Origin of the sequence: Streptomyces sp. LUP30, from assembly GCF_001746365.1 — a bacterium.
In the GTDB taxonomy this organism is placed as follows: Bacteria; Actinomycetota; Actinomycetes; order Streptomycetales; family Streptomycetaceae; genus Streptomyces.
Genome location: NZ_MJAJ01000054.1, coordinates 24,274 through 38,237, shown reverse-complemented (window position 1 = coordinate 38,237; position 13,964 = coordinate 24,274). Strand labels below are relative to the sequence as shown.

Below are 13,964 nucleotides of genomic sequence, written 5' to 3'. Positions count from 1 at the left end.
GTGAGGATCCCGCCATGACCGACACTCCCTGCCTCCCCGACGGTTACGAGATCTCCGCCGACCCCGACCGCATCGACGTCGAGCGCGTGCACCGATGGCTGACGGCCGACGCGTACTGGGCGATCGGGCGGTCCCTGGACAAGCAGGAGCGGGCGATCGCGGGCTCACTCAACTTCGGGGCGTACGACACCGCGTCCGGAGAGCAGGTCGCCTACGCCCGGGTGGTGACCGACCGGGCCACCTTCGCCTGGCTGTGCGATGTGTACGTGGACCCGGCCGTGCGCGGCAAGGGGATCGGCACGGCGATGGCCGAGGCGGCGCGGGACCACCTCAGGCCGTACGGACTGCGCCGCATCCTGCTCGCCACGCAGGACGCTCACGGCGTGTACGAGAAGGCCGGTTTTCGGCCGCTCGCCGCGCCCGACCGATGGATGGCGCTCGTTTTCGAGTGACTTGCCCTGCCGTGTCCAGGCCTGCGGCCAAGGTTTGGCGCAGTCGTGACAACTAGCAGGTAACGCCCCTTGACCTGCGCACTTCCGCGGCTCACCATCTCCGCATGCCACTTCGGGTCACGTTCGTCGCCGCCGCTCGCAGCTCCTCGCTGCTCGCGGAACGCTTCGAGGACGACCGCCCGCTGGACCAGCCGGGCTGGGACGAGGTGCAGCGGGCGGTCCCCGACCTCCTGCCGCTGGCCGCCGCCGGGCTGCGCTACTGCTCGCCCACCCCGCGCAGCCGTGCGACCGGCGACGCCCTCGGGTACGCGCCGCTGGTGCAGCTCGCGCTGCGGGACTGCGACATGGGCCGCTGGCGGGGCCTCACCCTCGGCGAGGCGATGGCCCGCGAGCCGCAGGCGGTGGACGCCTGGCTGGCCGACCCGCTGGCGATCCCGCACGGCGGCGAGTCCCTGCTCGACTTCATCACGCGGGTGGGCGACTGGCTCGACACCCGGCCCATCGGCGACGGGGACAAGATCGTCGCGGTCGCCGAGCCCAGCGTGATCCGTGCCGCCGTGGTCTACGCGCTCAAGGCGCCCCCGGCGACGTACTGGAACATCGACGTGCGCCCCCTGTCGGCCACCACCGTGACCGGCCGGGGAGGGCGTTGGAACCTGCGCCTCGAAGGGGTGCCCGTTCAGCCGACGCGCGCGTAGTCCGTCGTCAGCAGCAGGTCCTTGGCCGGTCCGCCCACCCGCCACACCGTCCGCCAGTGGTCCGCGTCCGAGACGGTGTACTCACCGCGGTAGAGGTCGGCCGCGCAGGGGTGGTCGGCCGTGTGCCGTCCGGTGGTCAGGTCCAGGCGGTGGAAGGGGCGGCCGTCGGCGAACCGGACGTCGGCCTCGCCGGGCGTGGGCCCGGGCAGAAAGCGCAGCGTGCGCTCGGCGGGCCGGGCGACGCCCCGCCAGGTGAACGTGCCGGTCTCCCGCTGCAGCAGTCCGGCCTCGTCCAGCGGCCGGAAGACGGTCGTGCCCGTGAAGGCGCCCGTGTCCCCGCTCGTGAGGTCCCGCACGGACCGCTCCGTCCGCCAGGTCCCGGCCAGATGAGCCAGCACGTCGGAGACTGGCCAGAACTCGCCCATCGCCGTTCACTCCCGAAACTTCCGCTGCCGCGGGACCCATTGACGCTCTCCGGCCCCCTCCCTATCTTGCCGTTCGAAGTGTTGATCAGTGTCCGGCATGTCGAACATTTGTGAACACAGAGCCTCGGAGCATTCATGTCACGCAGCACCACCCGACTGAGACTCGGTCTCGGGGCGAGCGCCTTCCTGCTGGCCGCGGGGCTGGTCCCGGCCCCCGCGCAGGCCGCCGACACCACCGACTACGCCATCGCCGTCCACCCCGCCGCCCAGGGCGCGAAGATCGACGACACGATGTACGGCGTCTTCTTCGAGGACATCAACCGGGCGGCAGACGGCGGTCTGTATGCCGAACTCGTGCAGAACAGGTCCTTCGAGTACGCGGCGATCGACAACCGGTCGTACACGCCGCTGACCTCCTGGACGGTCGACGGCGCCGCGCAGGTCCTCGACGACGCCGGGCGCCTGAACGACCGCAACCGCTCCTACCTCTCCCTGGGCGCCGGTTCGTCCGTCACCAACTCCGGCTACAACACCGGCGTCCGGGTCGAGCAGGGCAAGAGGTACGACTTCTCCGTCTGGGCCCGCGCCGAGCGCCGCAGTACGCTCACCGTGAGCCTCCAGGACGCCGGCGGCACGCTCGCCACGGCCCGCAGGGTGGCCGTGCGCGCGGGCGGCTGGGCCCAGTACAGGGCGGCCTTCACGGCCGCCCGCACCAGCAGCGAAGGCCGGCTGACCGTCGCCTCCTCCGGCGCGGTCGCCCTCGACATGGTCTCCCTGTTCCCCCGCGACACCTACCGGCACGAGCCCAACGGTCTGCGCAAGGACCTCGCCGAGAAGATCGCCGCCCTGAAGCCCGGCTTCGTGCGCTTCCCCGGCGGCTGCCTGGTCAACACCGGCTCGATGCAGGACTACAGCGAGGCCTCCGGCTGGCAGCGCGCCCGCTCCTACCAGTGGAAGGACACCGTCGGACCCGTCGAGCAGCGGGCGACCAACTCCAATTTCTGGGGCTACAACCAGAGTTACGGCCTGGGCTACTACGAGTACTTCCGCCTCGCGGAGGACGTCGGCGCGATGCCGTTGCCCGTCGTCCCCGCCCTGGTGACCGGCTGCGGGCAGAACCGGGCCGTCGTGGACGACGCGCTGCTCAAGCGGCACGTCCAGGACACCCTCGACCTGATCGAGTTCGCCAACGGGCCCGTGACCTCGACCTGGGGCCGCAAGCGCGCCCGGATGGGCCACCCCCGGCCCTTCCACCTCACGCACATCGAGGTCGGCAACGAGGAGAACCTCCCCGTCGAGTTCTTCGCCCGCTTCAAGGAGTTCCGCGCCGCCGTCCAGGCCGAGTACCCGGACGTCACCGTCATCTCCAACTCCGGCCCGGACGACTCCGGTTCGACCTTCGACACGGCCTGGCAGCTCAACCGGGACGCCAAGGTCGACATGGTCGACGAGCACTACTACAACAGCCCGCAGTGGTTCCTGCAGAACAACGACCGCTACGACTCCTACGACCGTCACGGCCCCAAGGTCTTCCTCGGCGAGTACGCCTCCCAGGGCAACGCCTTCAAGAACGGGCTGGCCGAAGCCGCGTACATGACCGGTCTGGAGCGCAACGCCGACGTCGTCAAGCTCGCCTCCTACGCCCCGCTCTTCGCCAACGAGGACTACGTGCAGTGGCGTCCGGACCTGGTGTGGTTCAACAATCACGCCTCTTGGAACTCCGCCAACTACGAGGTGCAGAAGCTGTTCATGACCAACGTGGGCGACCGCGTGGTCCCGTCGACGGCCACCGGCACCCCGTCCCTCCGGGGACCGATCGCGGGCGCCGTCGGCCTCTCCACCTGGGCGACCAGCGCGGCCTACGACGACGTACAGGTGACCGGCGCGGACGGCGCCACGCTGCTGAGCGACGACTTCTCCGGCGATGCCTCGAAGTGGACGCACACCGGCGGCGGCAGCTGGTCCCTCCAGGACGGCCAGTACGTGCAGAGCGACACCGCCGCCGAGAACACCATGGTCTCGGCCGGTGACGCGGCCTGGCACGACTACGACCTGCGGGTCAAGGCCACCAAGAAGTCCGGCAAGGAGGGCTTCCTCGTCGCCTTCGGCGTCAAGGACACCGGCAACTACTACTGGTGGAACCTCGGCGGCTGGAACAACACCCAGTCCGCCGTCGAACAGGCCGTGGACGGCGGCAAGTCCACCCTGCTCTCCAAGGCCGGGTCCGTGGAGACGGGCCGCGCCTACGACGTCCACGTCAAGGTGCGGGGCCGCCAGGTCACCCTGTACCTCGACGGCCGGGAATGGGGCGGCTTCACCGACGACAAGCCCGCCGAGCCGTTCCGCCAGGTCGTGACCGAGGACGAGAAGACCGGCGACCTCATCGTCAAGGTCGTCAACGCCCAGTCCGCCGACGCCCGCGCGGCGATCGACCTGGGCGGAGCGAAGGTCGCCTCCAGGGCCCGGGTGACCACGCTGGCGGCGGCGCCGGACGCGGTCAACTCGGAGACGGCGACCGCGGTCGCGCCGGTGAGCTCCACGTTCACCGGGGTCGCCGGGAAGTTCACGTACACCTTCCCGGCGAACTCGGTCACGTTCCTGCGGATCAGGCAGAGGTAGCCGACCCGGCCGACGGGTGTGGGCGGCCACCGCCCACACCCGTCGGCCGCGCTTGCGCCGGAACCCGCCCCGCAGGGCCGACGACGGCGCTTCCTGCGGGCGCCCGCGCCACCGAACGGGGGCAGCGACCCGAACCGGCCGTCGAACATCACCGTCGATGCGATCGGCCACCGGTGTGCCGCACGACGACCATCCACGCGTCGGGGTCGTCCGACGCCGACGCGGGTCCCGGAAGAGCCGTTCGCCGCCCCGGCCTGAATAGATTGCATAAACGTGCAGCGAAACGTATAGTCATGCCGTCCAGGAGGAGGAGTCATGGTGGTACGTGCGGCGGTGGCCGGAGCGAGCGGGTACGCGGGCGGAGAGCTGCTGCGCCTGCTCCTCGCGCACCCCGAGATCGAGATCGGCGCCCTGACCGGCCATTCCAACGCCGGTCAGAAGCTGGGCGCCCTCCAGCCGCACCTGCTGCCGCTGGCCGACCGCGTGCTGCGGGAGACCGCACCCGAGGTGCTCGCCGGACACGACGTCGTGTTCCTCGCTCTCCCGCACGGCCAGTCCGCCGCCGTGGCCGAGCAGCTCGGCCCGGACGTCCTCGTCGTCGACATGGGCGCCGACTTCCGGCTGAAGAACCCGGCCGACTGGGAGAGGTTCTACGGCTCCGCGCACGCCGGGACCTGGCCGTACGGCCTCCCCGAACTGCCGGGCGGCCGCGCCGCGCTGGAGGGGTCCAAGCGCATCGCGGTCCCCGGCTGCTACCCCACGGCCGTCTCGCTGGCCCTGTTCCCCGCGTACGCCGCCGCGATCGCCGAGAACGAGGCCGTGATCGTCGCCGCCTCCGGCACCTCCGGCGCGGGCAAGGCGGCCAGGACGCATCTGCTGGGCTCCGAGGTCATGGGATCCATGTCGCCGTACGGCGTGGGCGGCGTCCACCGGCACACCCCCGAGATGATCCAGAACCTCAGCGCGGCGGCGGGCGAGCAGGTCACCGTCTCCTTCACGCCGACCCTCGCGCCCATGTCCCGCGGCATTCTCGCCACCTGCAGCGCCAAGGCCCGGCCGGGCGTCGGCGCGGACGCCGTCCGTGCCGCGTACGCCAAGGCCTTCGCCGACGAACCGTTCCTCCACCTCCTCCCCGAGGGACAGTGGCCCGCCACGGCGTCCGTCTACGGTTCCAACGCCGTTCAGGTGCAGGTCGCGTACGACGAGGCCGCGGGCCGCATCATCGCCGTCAGCGCCATCGACAACCTGACCAAGGGCACCGCGGGCGGCGCCCTGCAGAGCATGAACATCGCCCTCGGACTCGACGAGAGCACCGGACTTTCCACGATCGGAGTCGCACCGTGAGCGTCACGGCAGCCAAGGGATTCACGGCGGCGGGCATCGCCGCCGGGATCAAGCAGAACGGCAACCCGGACCTGGCCCTCGTGGTCAACACCGGGCCCCGCCGCGCGGCCGCGGGCGTCTTCACCTCCAACCGCGTCAAGGCCGCGCCCGTCCTGTGGTCCGAGCAGGTCCTCAAGGGCGGCCGGGTGACCGCGGTGGTCCTCAACTCCGGCGGCGCCAACGCCTGCACGGGACCGAAGGGCTTCCAGGACACCCACGCGACCGCCGAGAAGGTCGCGGACGTGCTCGGGCACAACGCGGCCGAGGTCGCCGTCGCCTCCACCGGCCTCATCGGCGTCCTGCTGCCGATGGACAAGCTGCTGCCGGGCGTCGAGACCGCCGCCGGACAGCTGTCCGAGCACGGCGGTGAGAAGGCCGCCATCGCCATCAAGACCACCGACACCGTCCACAAGACGTCCGTGGCCCAGGGCGACGGCTGGACCGTCGGCGGCATGGCCAAGGGCGCGGGCATGCTCGCCCCCGGCCTCGCCACCATGCTGGTCGTCCTCACCACCGACGCCGACGTCGACAGCGAGACCCTGGACAGGGCGCTGCGCGCCGCCACCGCGGTCACCTTCGACCGGGTCGACTCCGACGGCTGCATGTCCACCAACGACACCGTGCTGCTGCTCGCCTCCGGAGCCTCCGAAGTCACGCCGGGCCACGAGGAGTTCGCCGCCGCCGTGCGCGCCGTATGCGACGACCTCGGCCAGCAGCTCATCCGCGACGCCGAGGGCGCCAGCAAGGACATCAAGGTCGAGGTGGTGGGCGCGGCCAGCGAGGACGACGCCGTCGAGGTGGGCCGCTCCATCGCCCGCAACAACCTTCTCAAGTGCGCGATCCACGGCGAGGACCCCAACTGGGGCCGCGTGCTCTCCGCGATCGGAACGACGAAGGCCGCCTTCGAGCCGGACCGGCTGAACGTCGCCATCAACGGCGTCTGGGTCTGCAAGAACGGCGGCGTCGGCGAGGACCGCGACAAGGTCGACATGCGCTACCGCGAGGTGCACATCGTGGCCGACCTCGCCGCCGGCGCCGAGACGGCCACGATCTGGACCAACGACCTGACCGCCGACTACGTACACGAGAACAGCGCCTACTCCTCATGAGCAACGTGACCCGCAAGCACACCGCGCTTCCCAAGGCCCAGATCCTCATCGAGGCGCTGCCCTGGCTGGTCCGCCACAACGGCAGGACCGTCGTCATCAAGTTCGGCGGCAACGCCATGATCGACGAGGACCTGAAGGCCGCCTTCGCCCAGGACGTCGTCTTCCTGCACCACGCCGGCCTCAAGCCGGTCGTCGTGCACGGCGGCGGCCCGCAGATCAGCGCCGCCCTCGACAGACACGGCATCGTCAGCGAGTTCAAGGCCGGTCTGCGCGTCACCACCGAGGACGCCATGGACGTCGTCCGGATGGTGCTCGCCGGACAGGTCCAGCGCGAGCTGGTCGGCCTGCTCAACCAGCACGGGCCGCTCGCCGTCGGACTGACCGGCGAGGACGCCCACACCATCACCGCCACCAAGCACCGGCCCGAGATCGACGGCGAGTCGGTCGACATCGGGCGGGTCGGCGAGATCACCGCGATCGACACGGGCGCCATCGAGGCCCTGCTCGCCGACGGCCGCATCCCGGTCGTCTCGTCGATCGCCCGCTCACAGGACGACGGACATGTCTACAACGTCAATGCTGATACGGCGGCTGCGGCACTCGCTGCTGCTCTGGGCGCCGAGACCCTCATGGTCCTCACGGACGTCGAGGGCCTCTACGAGGACTGGCCGAACAGCGACGAGGTGATCAGCCGCCTCTCGGCCGCGCAGCTGGAGAAGCTGCTGCCGGACCTGAGCTCCGGCATGGTCCCGAAGATGGAGGGCTGTCTGCACGCCGTGCGCAACGGTGTGAACACCGCCCGGGTCATCGACGGGCGGGTCCAGCACTCGATCCTGCTGGAGATCTTCACCGACGAAGGGATCGGCACGATGGTCGTGCCGGACGGACAGGGGGAGCCGTGAGCGACGCCAACCAGGAGCTGACCGCGCGGTGGCAGGGCGCGTTCATGAACAACTACGGCACCCCCCTGCTGCCCCTGGTGCGCGGCGCGGGCAGCCGGGTCTGGGACGCCGACGGCGCGGAGTACCTCGACTTCGTCGGCGGCATCGCGGTGAACGCGCTCGGCCACGCCCACCCGGCCGTCGTGGACGCGGTGAGCCGCCAGATCGCCTCCCTGGGCCACATCTCCAACTTCTTCATGGCCGAGCCCACGATCGCCCTCGCCGAACGGCTGCTCCAGCACTTCGGCCGGGACGGCCGGGTCTTCTTCTGCAACTCCGGCGCCGAGGCCAACGAGGCCGCCTTCAAGATCGGCCGGCTGACCGGGCGCACGCACGTCGTGGCCACCGAGGGCGCCTTCCACGGCCGCACCATGGGCGCCCTGGCGCTCACCGGCCAGCAGGGCAAGCGGGAGCCGTTCCTGCCGCTGCCCGGCGATGTCACCCATGTGCCGTTCGGCGACGCGCAGGCGCTGGCAGCCGCCGTCACGGAGGAGACCGCGCTCGTCGTCCTGGAGCCCGTCCAGGGCGAGCTCGGCGTCGTCGTCCCGCCCGCCGGTTACCTCAAGGCGGCTCGCGCGATCACCGCCGCCACCGGGGCGCTGCTGGTCCTGGACGAGGTGCAGACCGGCATCGGCCGTACCGGCCACTGGTTCGAGTACCAGGCCCACGAAGGCGTCCTGCCGGATGTCGTGACGCTGGCGAAGGGCCTCGGCGGCGGGCTGCCGCTGGGCGCGACCGTCGCCTTCGGCCGGGCGGCGGAGCTGCTGCAGCCCGGTCAGCACGGGACGACGTTCGGCGGCAACCCCGTCGCCTGCGCCGCCGGGCTCGCCGTCCTCGACACGATCGAGAACGAGGGGTTGCTGCAGAACGTCAAGCGGCAGAGCGAGAGGTTGCGGGACGGAATCACGGGTGCGGGTCATCCGTTGATCGATTATGTCCGGGGCGCGGGTCTGCTCCTGGGTATCGTGCTCACCGAGCCCCTCGCACCCCAGGTGCGACAGGCGGCTCAGGAGGCCGGGTTCCTGGTGAACGCGCCCGCCCCCGACGTCGTCCGGCTGATGCCGCCGCTGAACCTCGGCGACGACGAGGTGGAGGCGTTCCTCCGGGCGCTGCCCGGCATCCTCGACACAGCGAACGGGGACGGATCCGGGGAATGAGACGACGATGAGCCAGGCGCAGGACCATGAGCAGGCCGCCGCGGGCGGGGCCGCCGTGCCGCAGACCCGCACCGCGCGCCACCGCCGGATCGTGGACATCCTCAACCGGCAACCGGTGCGCTCGCAGAGCCAGCTGGCGAAGCTGCTGGCCGACGACGGGCTGAGCGTCACCCAGGCGACGCTGTCGCGGGATCTGGACGAGCTGAACGCGGTCAAGATCCGCAACAACGACGGCGACCTCATCTACGCGGTGCCCAGCGAGGGGGGCTTCCGGACCCCCCGGGCGCCGCTCGGGGAGTCCGCGAAGGAGGAGCGGATGCGGCGGCTGTCGCAGGAGCTGCTGATCTCCGCGGAGGCGTCCGCCAACCTCGTGGTCCTGCGGACCCCTCCGGGGGCCGCCCAGTTCCTCGCCTCGGCGATCGACCAGGCCGAGCTGCAGGACATCCTCGGCACCATCGCGGGCGACGACACGCTGCTGCTGATCAGCCGGGAGCCGACCGGCGGCCAGGCGCTGGCGGACCACCTGCTGCGGCTGGCCCAGAACGGTCACTAGTGCCGTCGCGGCGCCGTGACGGGCGTCGGTGCGGGATGTGACGTGCGGGCGCCTTCTTTCGGCGTGCCCCGGCGGGGTCGTGCGCGCCGGGCGTCGTCCGCCGGGTGCGGGTGTGTGGGGGCTGGTCGTGCAGTTCCCCGCGCCCCGGGACGGGTGATGCCGGCCCGGTTCGGCATGCCGGACGGGCCGCCGGGGGTGTCGTCCGGCGGCCGTCGTCGGTGGTTCAGCCGAGGCGTCGGGCCAGGCCGCCCGTGCAGCGCACCTCGTCGCCCGCCGTGATCAGGAGCGCCTCCACGTCCGGGAGCGCCTCCAGCCAGGCGAGCGCCTCCCGCGACCCCATCGCGAACGCCGCCGTGGCCCAGCAGTCCGCCCAGGTCAGCCGGGGCGCGACCACGGTCACGGCCACCAGGTCCGTCACCGCGGAGCGACCCGTGCGGGGATCGACGATGTGCGCGCCCCGTTCCGTCGTGCCCGACGTGGCGACCGCCAGCTCGTCCGCGCCCGCCGCCGAGACCACGGCCGCCAGGCCGCCCGGCCGCAGGGGATCGGACACGCCGACCCGCCACGGCCGCTCGGGCCCGGGAACGCCCATCAGCTGCACGTCCCCGCCGCCGTTGACGCTGACCCCGCTCACGCCCGCCGCGGAGATCAACCGGGCCGCGCGCTCGGCGGCCCAGCCCTTGACGACGCCGGTCGGGTCCAGCCGGCCCTGGTAGCGCATGCTGAACCAGCCCTGGCTGACCCGCTCCGCCTCCTCGCCCAGCGCCAGCACCTCGGCGACCTCGGGATCGCACTCCTCGACGGTCAGCTCACCGCGCGCCAACCGCGACACCTGGCTGTCCTCGCGGTAGGTGGTGAACACCTCGTTCACCCGATGCAGCGAGGCGATCGCCTCCTCCAGCGCCGCCCGTACCGCCTCTGCCTCGCCGCCGCGGACGTCGAAGGAGAACACGGTTCCCATGACCTCTTCGGCATGCCGCACCACGGCGGGGGCCGGCGCAGGCTCGGCCACTGTGTCAGCCACCGGCCTGGTCCAGCGCCGACTGCAGCGACTTCTTGTAGCCCTCGCTGGTGTAGGTGGCGCCGGAGACGGAGTCGATGTCGGCGCTGCCCTTGGCGACGGCCTCCTGGTTGAGCTTGGGGACGGAGAGCTGGGTCTTCTGGTCGCTGGTGCCGCCCTTGGGGGCCTGGACCGCCTCGGCCTTGGTGATCTTCCCGCCGGCCACGGTGATCCGGACCTGCACGGCCCCGTACTGCGTCTGCTGGACGGCGCCGGTGACGGTCTTGGCCTGTGCGGCCCCCGAGGCGGCCCCCGCACTCCCGGAGCCCGACGCCGAGCCGCCCTTCGCCTTCGCCTGGTCCAGCGCCGACTGCAGCGACTTCTTGTAGCCCTCGCTGGTGTAGGTGGCGCCGGAGACGGAGTCGATGTCGGCGCTGCCCTTGGCGACGGCCTCCTGGTTGAGCTTGGGGACGGAGAGCTGGGTCTTCTGGTCGCTGGTGCCGCCCTTGGGGGCCTGGACCGCCTCGGCCTTGGTGATCTTCCCGCCGGTCACCGTGATCCGGACCTGGACGGTCCCGTACTGCGTCTGGACCGCGCTTCCGGTGAAGGCGCCACCGGCCTGCGCGCTGCCGGACCCCTGGGAGGACCCGGACCCGGACCCGGCGCTCGCGTTCGCCTTGTCGATCGCCGACTGCAGCGACTTCTTGTAGCCCTCGCTGGTGTACGTGGCACCCGAGACCGTGTCGATGTCCGGGCTCTGCTTGGCGACGACTTGGGCGTTGAGCTTCGGCACGGCCAGCGCGGTCTTCTGGTCGCTGGTGCCGCCCTTGGGAGCCTGGACGGCCTCGGCCTTCATGATCTTGTTCGCGACCACGGTGATCCGGACCTGCACGGCCCCGTACTGCGTCTGGACGGCGTCACCGGTCATCGTGCCGGTGACCGGCGCGCCGGCCCCGCCCTGCGCCGCTTCCTGTGCCGCCGCGGCCGCGCCCGTGCCCGATCCCGCGGCCTGCGCGGAACCGGGGTCGGACGACGGCTTCAGCGACAGCAGCAGCACGATCCCTGACACGGTGGCGGCAGTGGCCAGCACGACCCGCCGAAGAGGGTGGCTCTTCCTCATCGCTTCCTGAGCTCCTGGTTTCCGTTGGTGGCGAGGTTCCCGTGCGTACGGGTCGCTCACATCTCGAACGACTCGTGGTGGATGCGGCGGGCGGGAACCCCGGCGCCGCGCAGTGCCTCGTACACACCCTGGGCGAACCCGTTCGGCCCGCACATGAAGACGTCGTGGCTGTCGATGTCGGGGATCTTGCGCTGGAGGGACTCCGCCGAGATGTCGGGGCGCTCCCCGTCGGGGCTGTTGACGGCGTACATCAGGCGCGCCCCGCGCTCGTCGGCGATCTTCGCCAGCTCGTCCCACAGGGCCAGGTCCTGGGTGCTGTTGGCCCGGTAGAGCAGGGTGATGTCACCGGCCGCGCCCGGCAGCGTCTCGAACAGCGCCCGCATCGGCGTGATGCCGACCCCGCCGGCCACCAGCAGCACCTTTCCTCGGCTGCGCCGGGACGCCGTCATCGCGCCGTACGGTCCCTCGGCCCACACCTTCGTGCCGGGCTGCAGCTCGCGCAGCGCGGCGCTGTGGTCGCCGATCGCCTTGACCGTGATCCGCAGCAGCTCCGGGCGGGGGGCCGCCGACAGCGAGTAAGGGTGGGAGCTCAGGCGCATCCCCGGCGCCATGAACCGCCAGCGGAAGAACTGCCCGGCCTCCGCGCCCATCCGGTGCAGCTTGCGCCCGCCGATCAGCACGGACACGATGCCCGGCGTCTCCTCGATGACGGCCTCGACGTACATCCGGTGGCGCAGGTTCAGCCGGAGCGGGGTGATGATGCGATACCAGACGACCAGCGCGGTGACCGACCCGTACAGCGCGTACCAGACGGTCTTCGCGGTCGGCTCGACGGCGAAGTCGTTGCCGGTGGTGATCTGGTGCCAGAAGGTCAGGAACACGGCCGCGTACGTCATCAGGTGGATGTGGTACCAGGTGTCGTACGGCATCCGCCTGCGCACCGGCGCGATCGACACCAGCCCGATCAGCAGGAACAGACCGGTGCCGATGGCCGCCTTGCCCATGTCCGGCAGCTGCTCGACGGAGTCGATCGTCTGCTGGACGATGTCCCCCAGTGTCTTGCCGGCCTGCAGCGCGTATCCCCACATGATGAGGAAGACGTGCGCGAAGACCAGGCAGAGCGTGTACCGGCCGCTCATCGCGTGCCAGCGGGCGACCCGGTCCGAGCCCACCCGCCGCTCCAGCGCGGGCACCCGTGCCATCTGCAGCACGACGAGCGCCATCAGGTACCCGGCGAGCAACCCGGTGATCCGTCCCGCGTTGAGGATCTTGCTGTTGTCGTCCGCGATGTTCGGCGTGTTGCTCCACCACAACCACAGCACACCCGCCGCGCCCGCCCAGACGGCGAGCAGCAGCGGAACGGCCGGGGAGCGGCGCGGACGGATGCGGCGCATCGTCTGGCGGCGGGCGGCACGGCCGCCGGCGATCGTCGTGGTCACTGTTCCTCCGTGGGTACGGACCCTTGGCCCTCAGATACGGGCCGCGGGCGCGGAGTGTTCAGCGGCGCTCCGAGACGTCGAGAGCGTCGCGGCAGCGGGGCGACCGTCGGCAACCCGGGCTCGTGCCGTCCCTTCGCGCCCGTCCCCTTGCACCCGGCCCTGTGCGCCCGCACCGCTCGGAGGGCGCCGGGGCTCAATAGCGGCTGATCGCCGTCGGCCCGGCCGAGGTGCCGATCGCGATGTGGGGGCGCTTGCCCGGCCGGGCCCAGGCCAGCATCCGGCGCATCGCCCCCACCGGCACCGAGACACAACCGGCCGTCGCCCCAGACCCGTTGACGTGCAGGAAGATCCCCGCTCCCCGGCCGCGCACGGGCTTGTCGTAGTTGAACCCGATGACCAGCGCGTGCGCGTACTGCGTGCGATAGGTCACCAGATGCTCGGACTCCGTGGCCCGGCAGTCGGCCGGCCTCGGCTCGGTCCACCGGTTGTAGGCAGGGGAGGCGTTGTCCTGACACCACCAGGAGCCCTGGCGCACGGGACGGTACGGGTACGACGTCCCGCGCGGCGCCGCCCGGATGCCGAAGGCGAACGGGAGACCGTACAGGCCGGTCGGGGTGGTGTTCGTGCCCTGCCGCCGCGAGGCCCCCTCGACCAGGCCGTTCGCGCCGAACCGGGCCGGCGTGGAGCCGGCCGCCGCCCATCGCCCGCCTCGCAGGTCCCACCAGGTGAGCGTGCCCGCCGTGGCGCCGGCCTCCGGGGCCACGGCGGTGATCAGCTGCGTGCCGCCGCCGGTGTCCGTCATCCGGGCAGGCAGCGGCGGGTGGGCGCCGGCGCCCGGAGCCGCGCCGAGCAGCAGGAGGGACGCACAGACGACGGCGGTGGCGACGACACGAGGGCGCATGGTCCAGACGCTAGAGGCGAGCGGCGGCGCCGGCAGGCCGGAGTGGGCCGACCGTGCGGGCACCGCCGCCCCAGGGCCTGACCCTGCCGGCCGTTCGGGGCGCGGTCGCAGCGGATCGAGCCGGCCGGCCGGCCCGCCCGCCCGTCAAAGGCGTACGGCAGCAGGCC

13 protein-coding genes are annotated in these 13,964 nt (G+C 71.8%); 8 read left to right on the top strand and 5 right to left on the bottom strand.

Annotation, left to right across the window (positions count from 1 at the left end; all coding sequences use genetic code 11):
• Positions 1-14: 14 nt before the first annotated feature.
• Together BG482_RS32830 and BG482_RS32825 are read left to right on the top strand one after the other, a co-directional pair.
• Positions 15-452 (top strand): GNAT family N-acetyltransferase, encoded by a 438-nt coding sequence (locus BG482_RS32830; RefSeq protein WP_069772863.1) that lies wholly within the window; start codon positions 15-17, stop codon positions 450-452.
• A gap of 104 nt (positions 453-556) precedes the next feature.
• Positions 557-1,150 carry a histidine phosphatase family protein gene (locus BG482_RS32825; protein ID WP_069772843.1) on the top strand — a complete coding sequence of 198 codons (594 nt, stop codon included), beginning with the start codon at positions 557-559 and terminating at the stop codon, positions 1,148-1,150.
• On the opposite strand, the gene BG482_RS32820 is transcribed toward BG482_RS32825, so the two are convergent.
• On the bottom strand, positions 1,132-1,575 hold the full coding sequence (locus tag BG482_RS32820) for a DUF6314 family protein (RefSeq protein ID WP_069772842.1): 444 nt from the start codon (positions 1,573-1,575) through the stop codon (positions 1,132-1,134). The two genes, BG482_RS32825 and BG482_RS32820, sit on opposite strands and share 19 nt — an antisense overlap.
• 135 nt (positions 1,576-1,710) lie before the next feature.
• Here BG482_RS32820 and BG482_RS32815 point away from each other — a divergent pair, with 135 nt between their 5' ends.
• The 6 genes from BG482_RS32815 to BG482_RS32790 all read left to right on the top strand — a co-directional run bounded on the left by BG482_RS32815 (position 1,711) and on the right by BG482_RS32790 (position 9,337).
• A complete protein-coding gene (locus BG482_RS32815; RefSeq protein ID WP_069772841.1) occupies positions 1,711-4,194 on the top strand; it encodes an alpha-L-arabinofuranosidase C-terminal domain-containing protein in 2,484 nt (827 codons plus the stop codon).
• Positions 4,195-4,509: 315 nt separating this feature from the next.
• Positions 4,510-5,538 (top strand): N-acetyl-gamma-glutamyl-phosphate reductase, encoded by a 1,029-nt coding sequence (gene argC / locus BG482_RS32810; RefSeq protein WP_069772840.1) that lies wholly within the window; start codon positions 4,510-4,512, stop codon positions 5,536-5,538.
• Positions 5,535-6,686: a bifunctional glutamate N-acetyltransferase/amino-acid acetyltransferase ArgJ gene (argJ, locus tag BG482_RS32805; RefSeq protein WP_069772839.1), complete on the top strand. Its 1,152-nt coding sequence runs from the start codon at positions 5,535-5,537 to the stop codon at positions 6,684-6,686. Before argC ends, argJ begins: the two co-directional genes overlap by 4 nt.
• Positions 6,683-7,588, top strand: a complete 906-nt coding sequence (argB, locus tag BG482_RS32800; protein ID WP_069772838.1) for an acetylglutamate kinase — start codon at positions 6,683-6,685, stop codon at positions 7,586-7,588. Before argJ ends, argB begins: the two co-directional genes overlap by 4 nt.
• Positions 7,585-8,784 (top strand): acetylornithine transaminase, encoded by a 1,200-nt coding sequence (locus BG482_RS32795; protein ID WP_079142429.1) that lies wholly within the window; start codon positions 7,585-7,587, stop codon positions 8,782-8,784. The genes argB and BG482_RS32795 overlap by 4 nt, the downstream gene beginning before the upstream one ends.
• Positions 8,785-8,791: 7 nt before the next feature.
• Positions 8,792-9,337, top strand: coding sequence for an arginine repressor (locus tag BG482_RS32790; protein ID WP_069772837.1), 546 nt, complete (start codon positions 8,792-8,794; stop codon positions 9,335-9,337).
• Between the two features lie 223 nt (positions 9,338-9,560).
• Here BG482_RS32790 and BG482_RS32785 read toward each other — a convergent pair whose 3' ends face one another.
• The 4 genes from BG482_RS32785 to BG482_RS32770 all read right to left on the bottom strand — a co-directional run bounded on the left by BG482_RS32785 (position 9,561) and on the right by BG482_RS32770 (position 13,797).
• Positions 9,561-10,361: an FAD:protein FMN transferase gene (locus BG482_RS32785; RefSeq protein WP_256096553.1), complete on the bottom strand. Its 801-nt coding sequence runs from the start codon at positions 10,359-10,361 to the stop codon at positions 9,561-9,563.
• The gene (locus tag BG482_RS32780) at positions 10,354-11,457 is read right to left on the bottom strand and encodes an FMN-binding protein (protein ID WP_069772835.1); all 1,104 of its coding nucleotides are present in this window, start codon (positions 11,455-11,457) and stop codon (positions 10,354-10,356) included. The genes BG482_RS32785 and BG482_RS32780 overlap by 8 nt, the downstream gene beginning before the upstream one ends.
• 56 nt (positions 11,458-11,513) lie before the next feature.
• Positions 11,514-12,896, bottom strand: coding sequence for a ferric reductase-like transmembrane domain-containing protein (locus tag BG482_RS32775; RefSeq protein ID WP_069772834.1), 1,383 nt, complete (start codon positions 12,894-12,896; stop codon positions 11,514-11,516).
• Between the two features lie 193 nt (positions 12,897-13,089).
• Positions 13,090-13,797 (bottom strand): L,D-transpeptidase, encoded by a 708-nt coding sequence (locus BG482_RS32770; RefSeq protein ID WP_069772833.1) that lies wholly within the window; start codon positions 13,795-13,797, stop codon positions 13,090-13,092.
• Between the last annotated feature and the right edge of the window lie 167 nt (positions 13,798-13,964).

What these genes read in the sequence shown, in the direction of transcription:
- BG482_RS32830 (WP_069772863.1), top strand. Translation starts at nt 15, where the DNA reads ATGACCGACACTCCCTGCCTCCCCGACGGTTACGAGATCTCCGCCGAC.
- BG482_RS32825 (WP_069772843.1), top strand. Translation starts at nt 557, where the DNA reads ATGCCACTTCGGGTCACGTTCGTCGCCGCCGCTCGCAGCTCCTCGCTG.
- BG482_RS32820 (WP_069772842.1), bottom strand. Translation starts at nt 1,575, where the DNA reads ATGGGCGAGTTCTGGCCAGTCTCCGACGTGCTGGCTCATCTGGCCGGG.
- BG482_RS32815 (WP_069772841.1), top strand. Translation starts at nt 1,711, where the DNA reads ATGTCACGCAGCACCACCCGACTGAGACTCGGTCTCGGGGCGAGCGCC.
- argC (WP_069772840.1), top strand. Translation starts at nt 4,510, where the DNA reads ATGGTGGTACGTGCGGCGGTGGCCGGAGCGAGCGGGTACGCGGGCGGA.
- argB (WP_069772838.1), top strand. Translation starts at nt 6,683, where the DNA reads ATGAGCAACGTGACCCGCAAGCACACCGCGCTTCCCAAGGCCCAGATC.
- BG482_RS32790 (WP_069772837.1), top strand. Translation starts at nt 8,792, where the DNA reads ATGAGCCAGGCGCAGGACCATGAGCAGGCCGCCGCGGGCGGGGCCGCC.
- BG482_RS32780 (WP_069772835.1), bottom strand. Translation starts at nt 11,457, where the DNA reads ATGAGGAAGAGCCACCCTCTTCGGCGGGTCGTGCTGGCCACTGCCGCC.
- BG482_RS32770 (WP_069772833.1), bottom strand. Translation starts at nt 13,797, where the DNA reads ATGCGCCCTCGTGTCGTCGCCACCGCCGTCGTCTGTGCGTCCCTCCTG.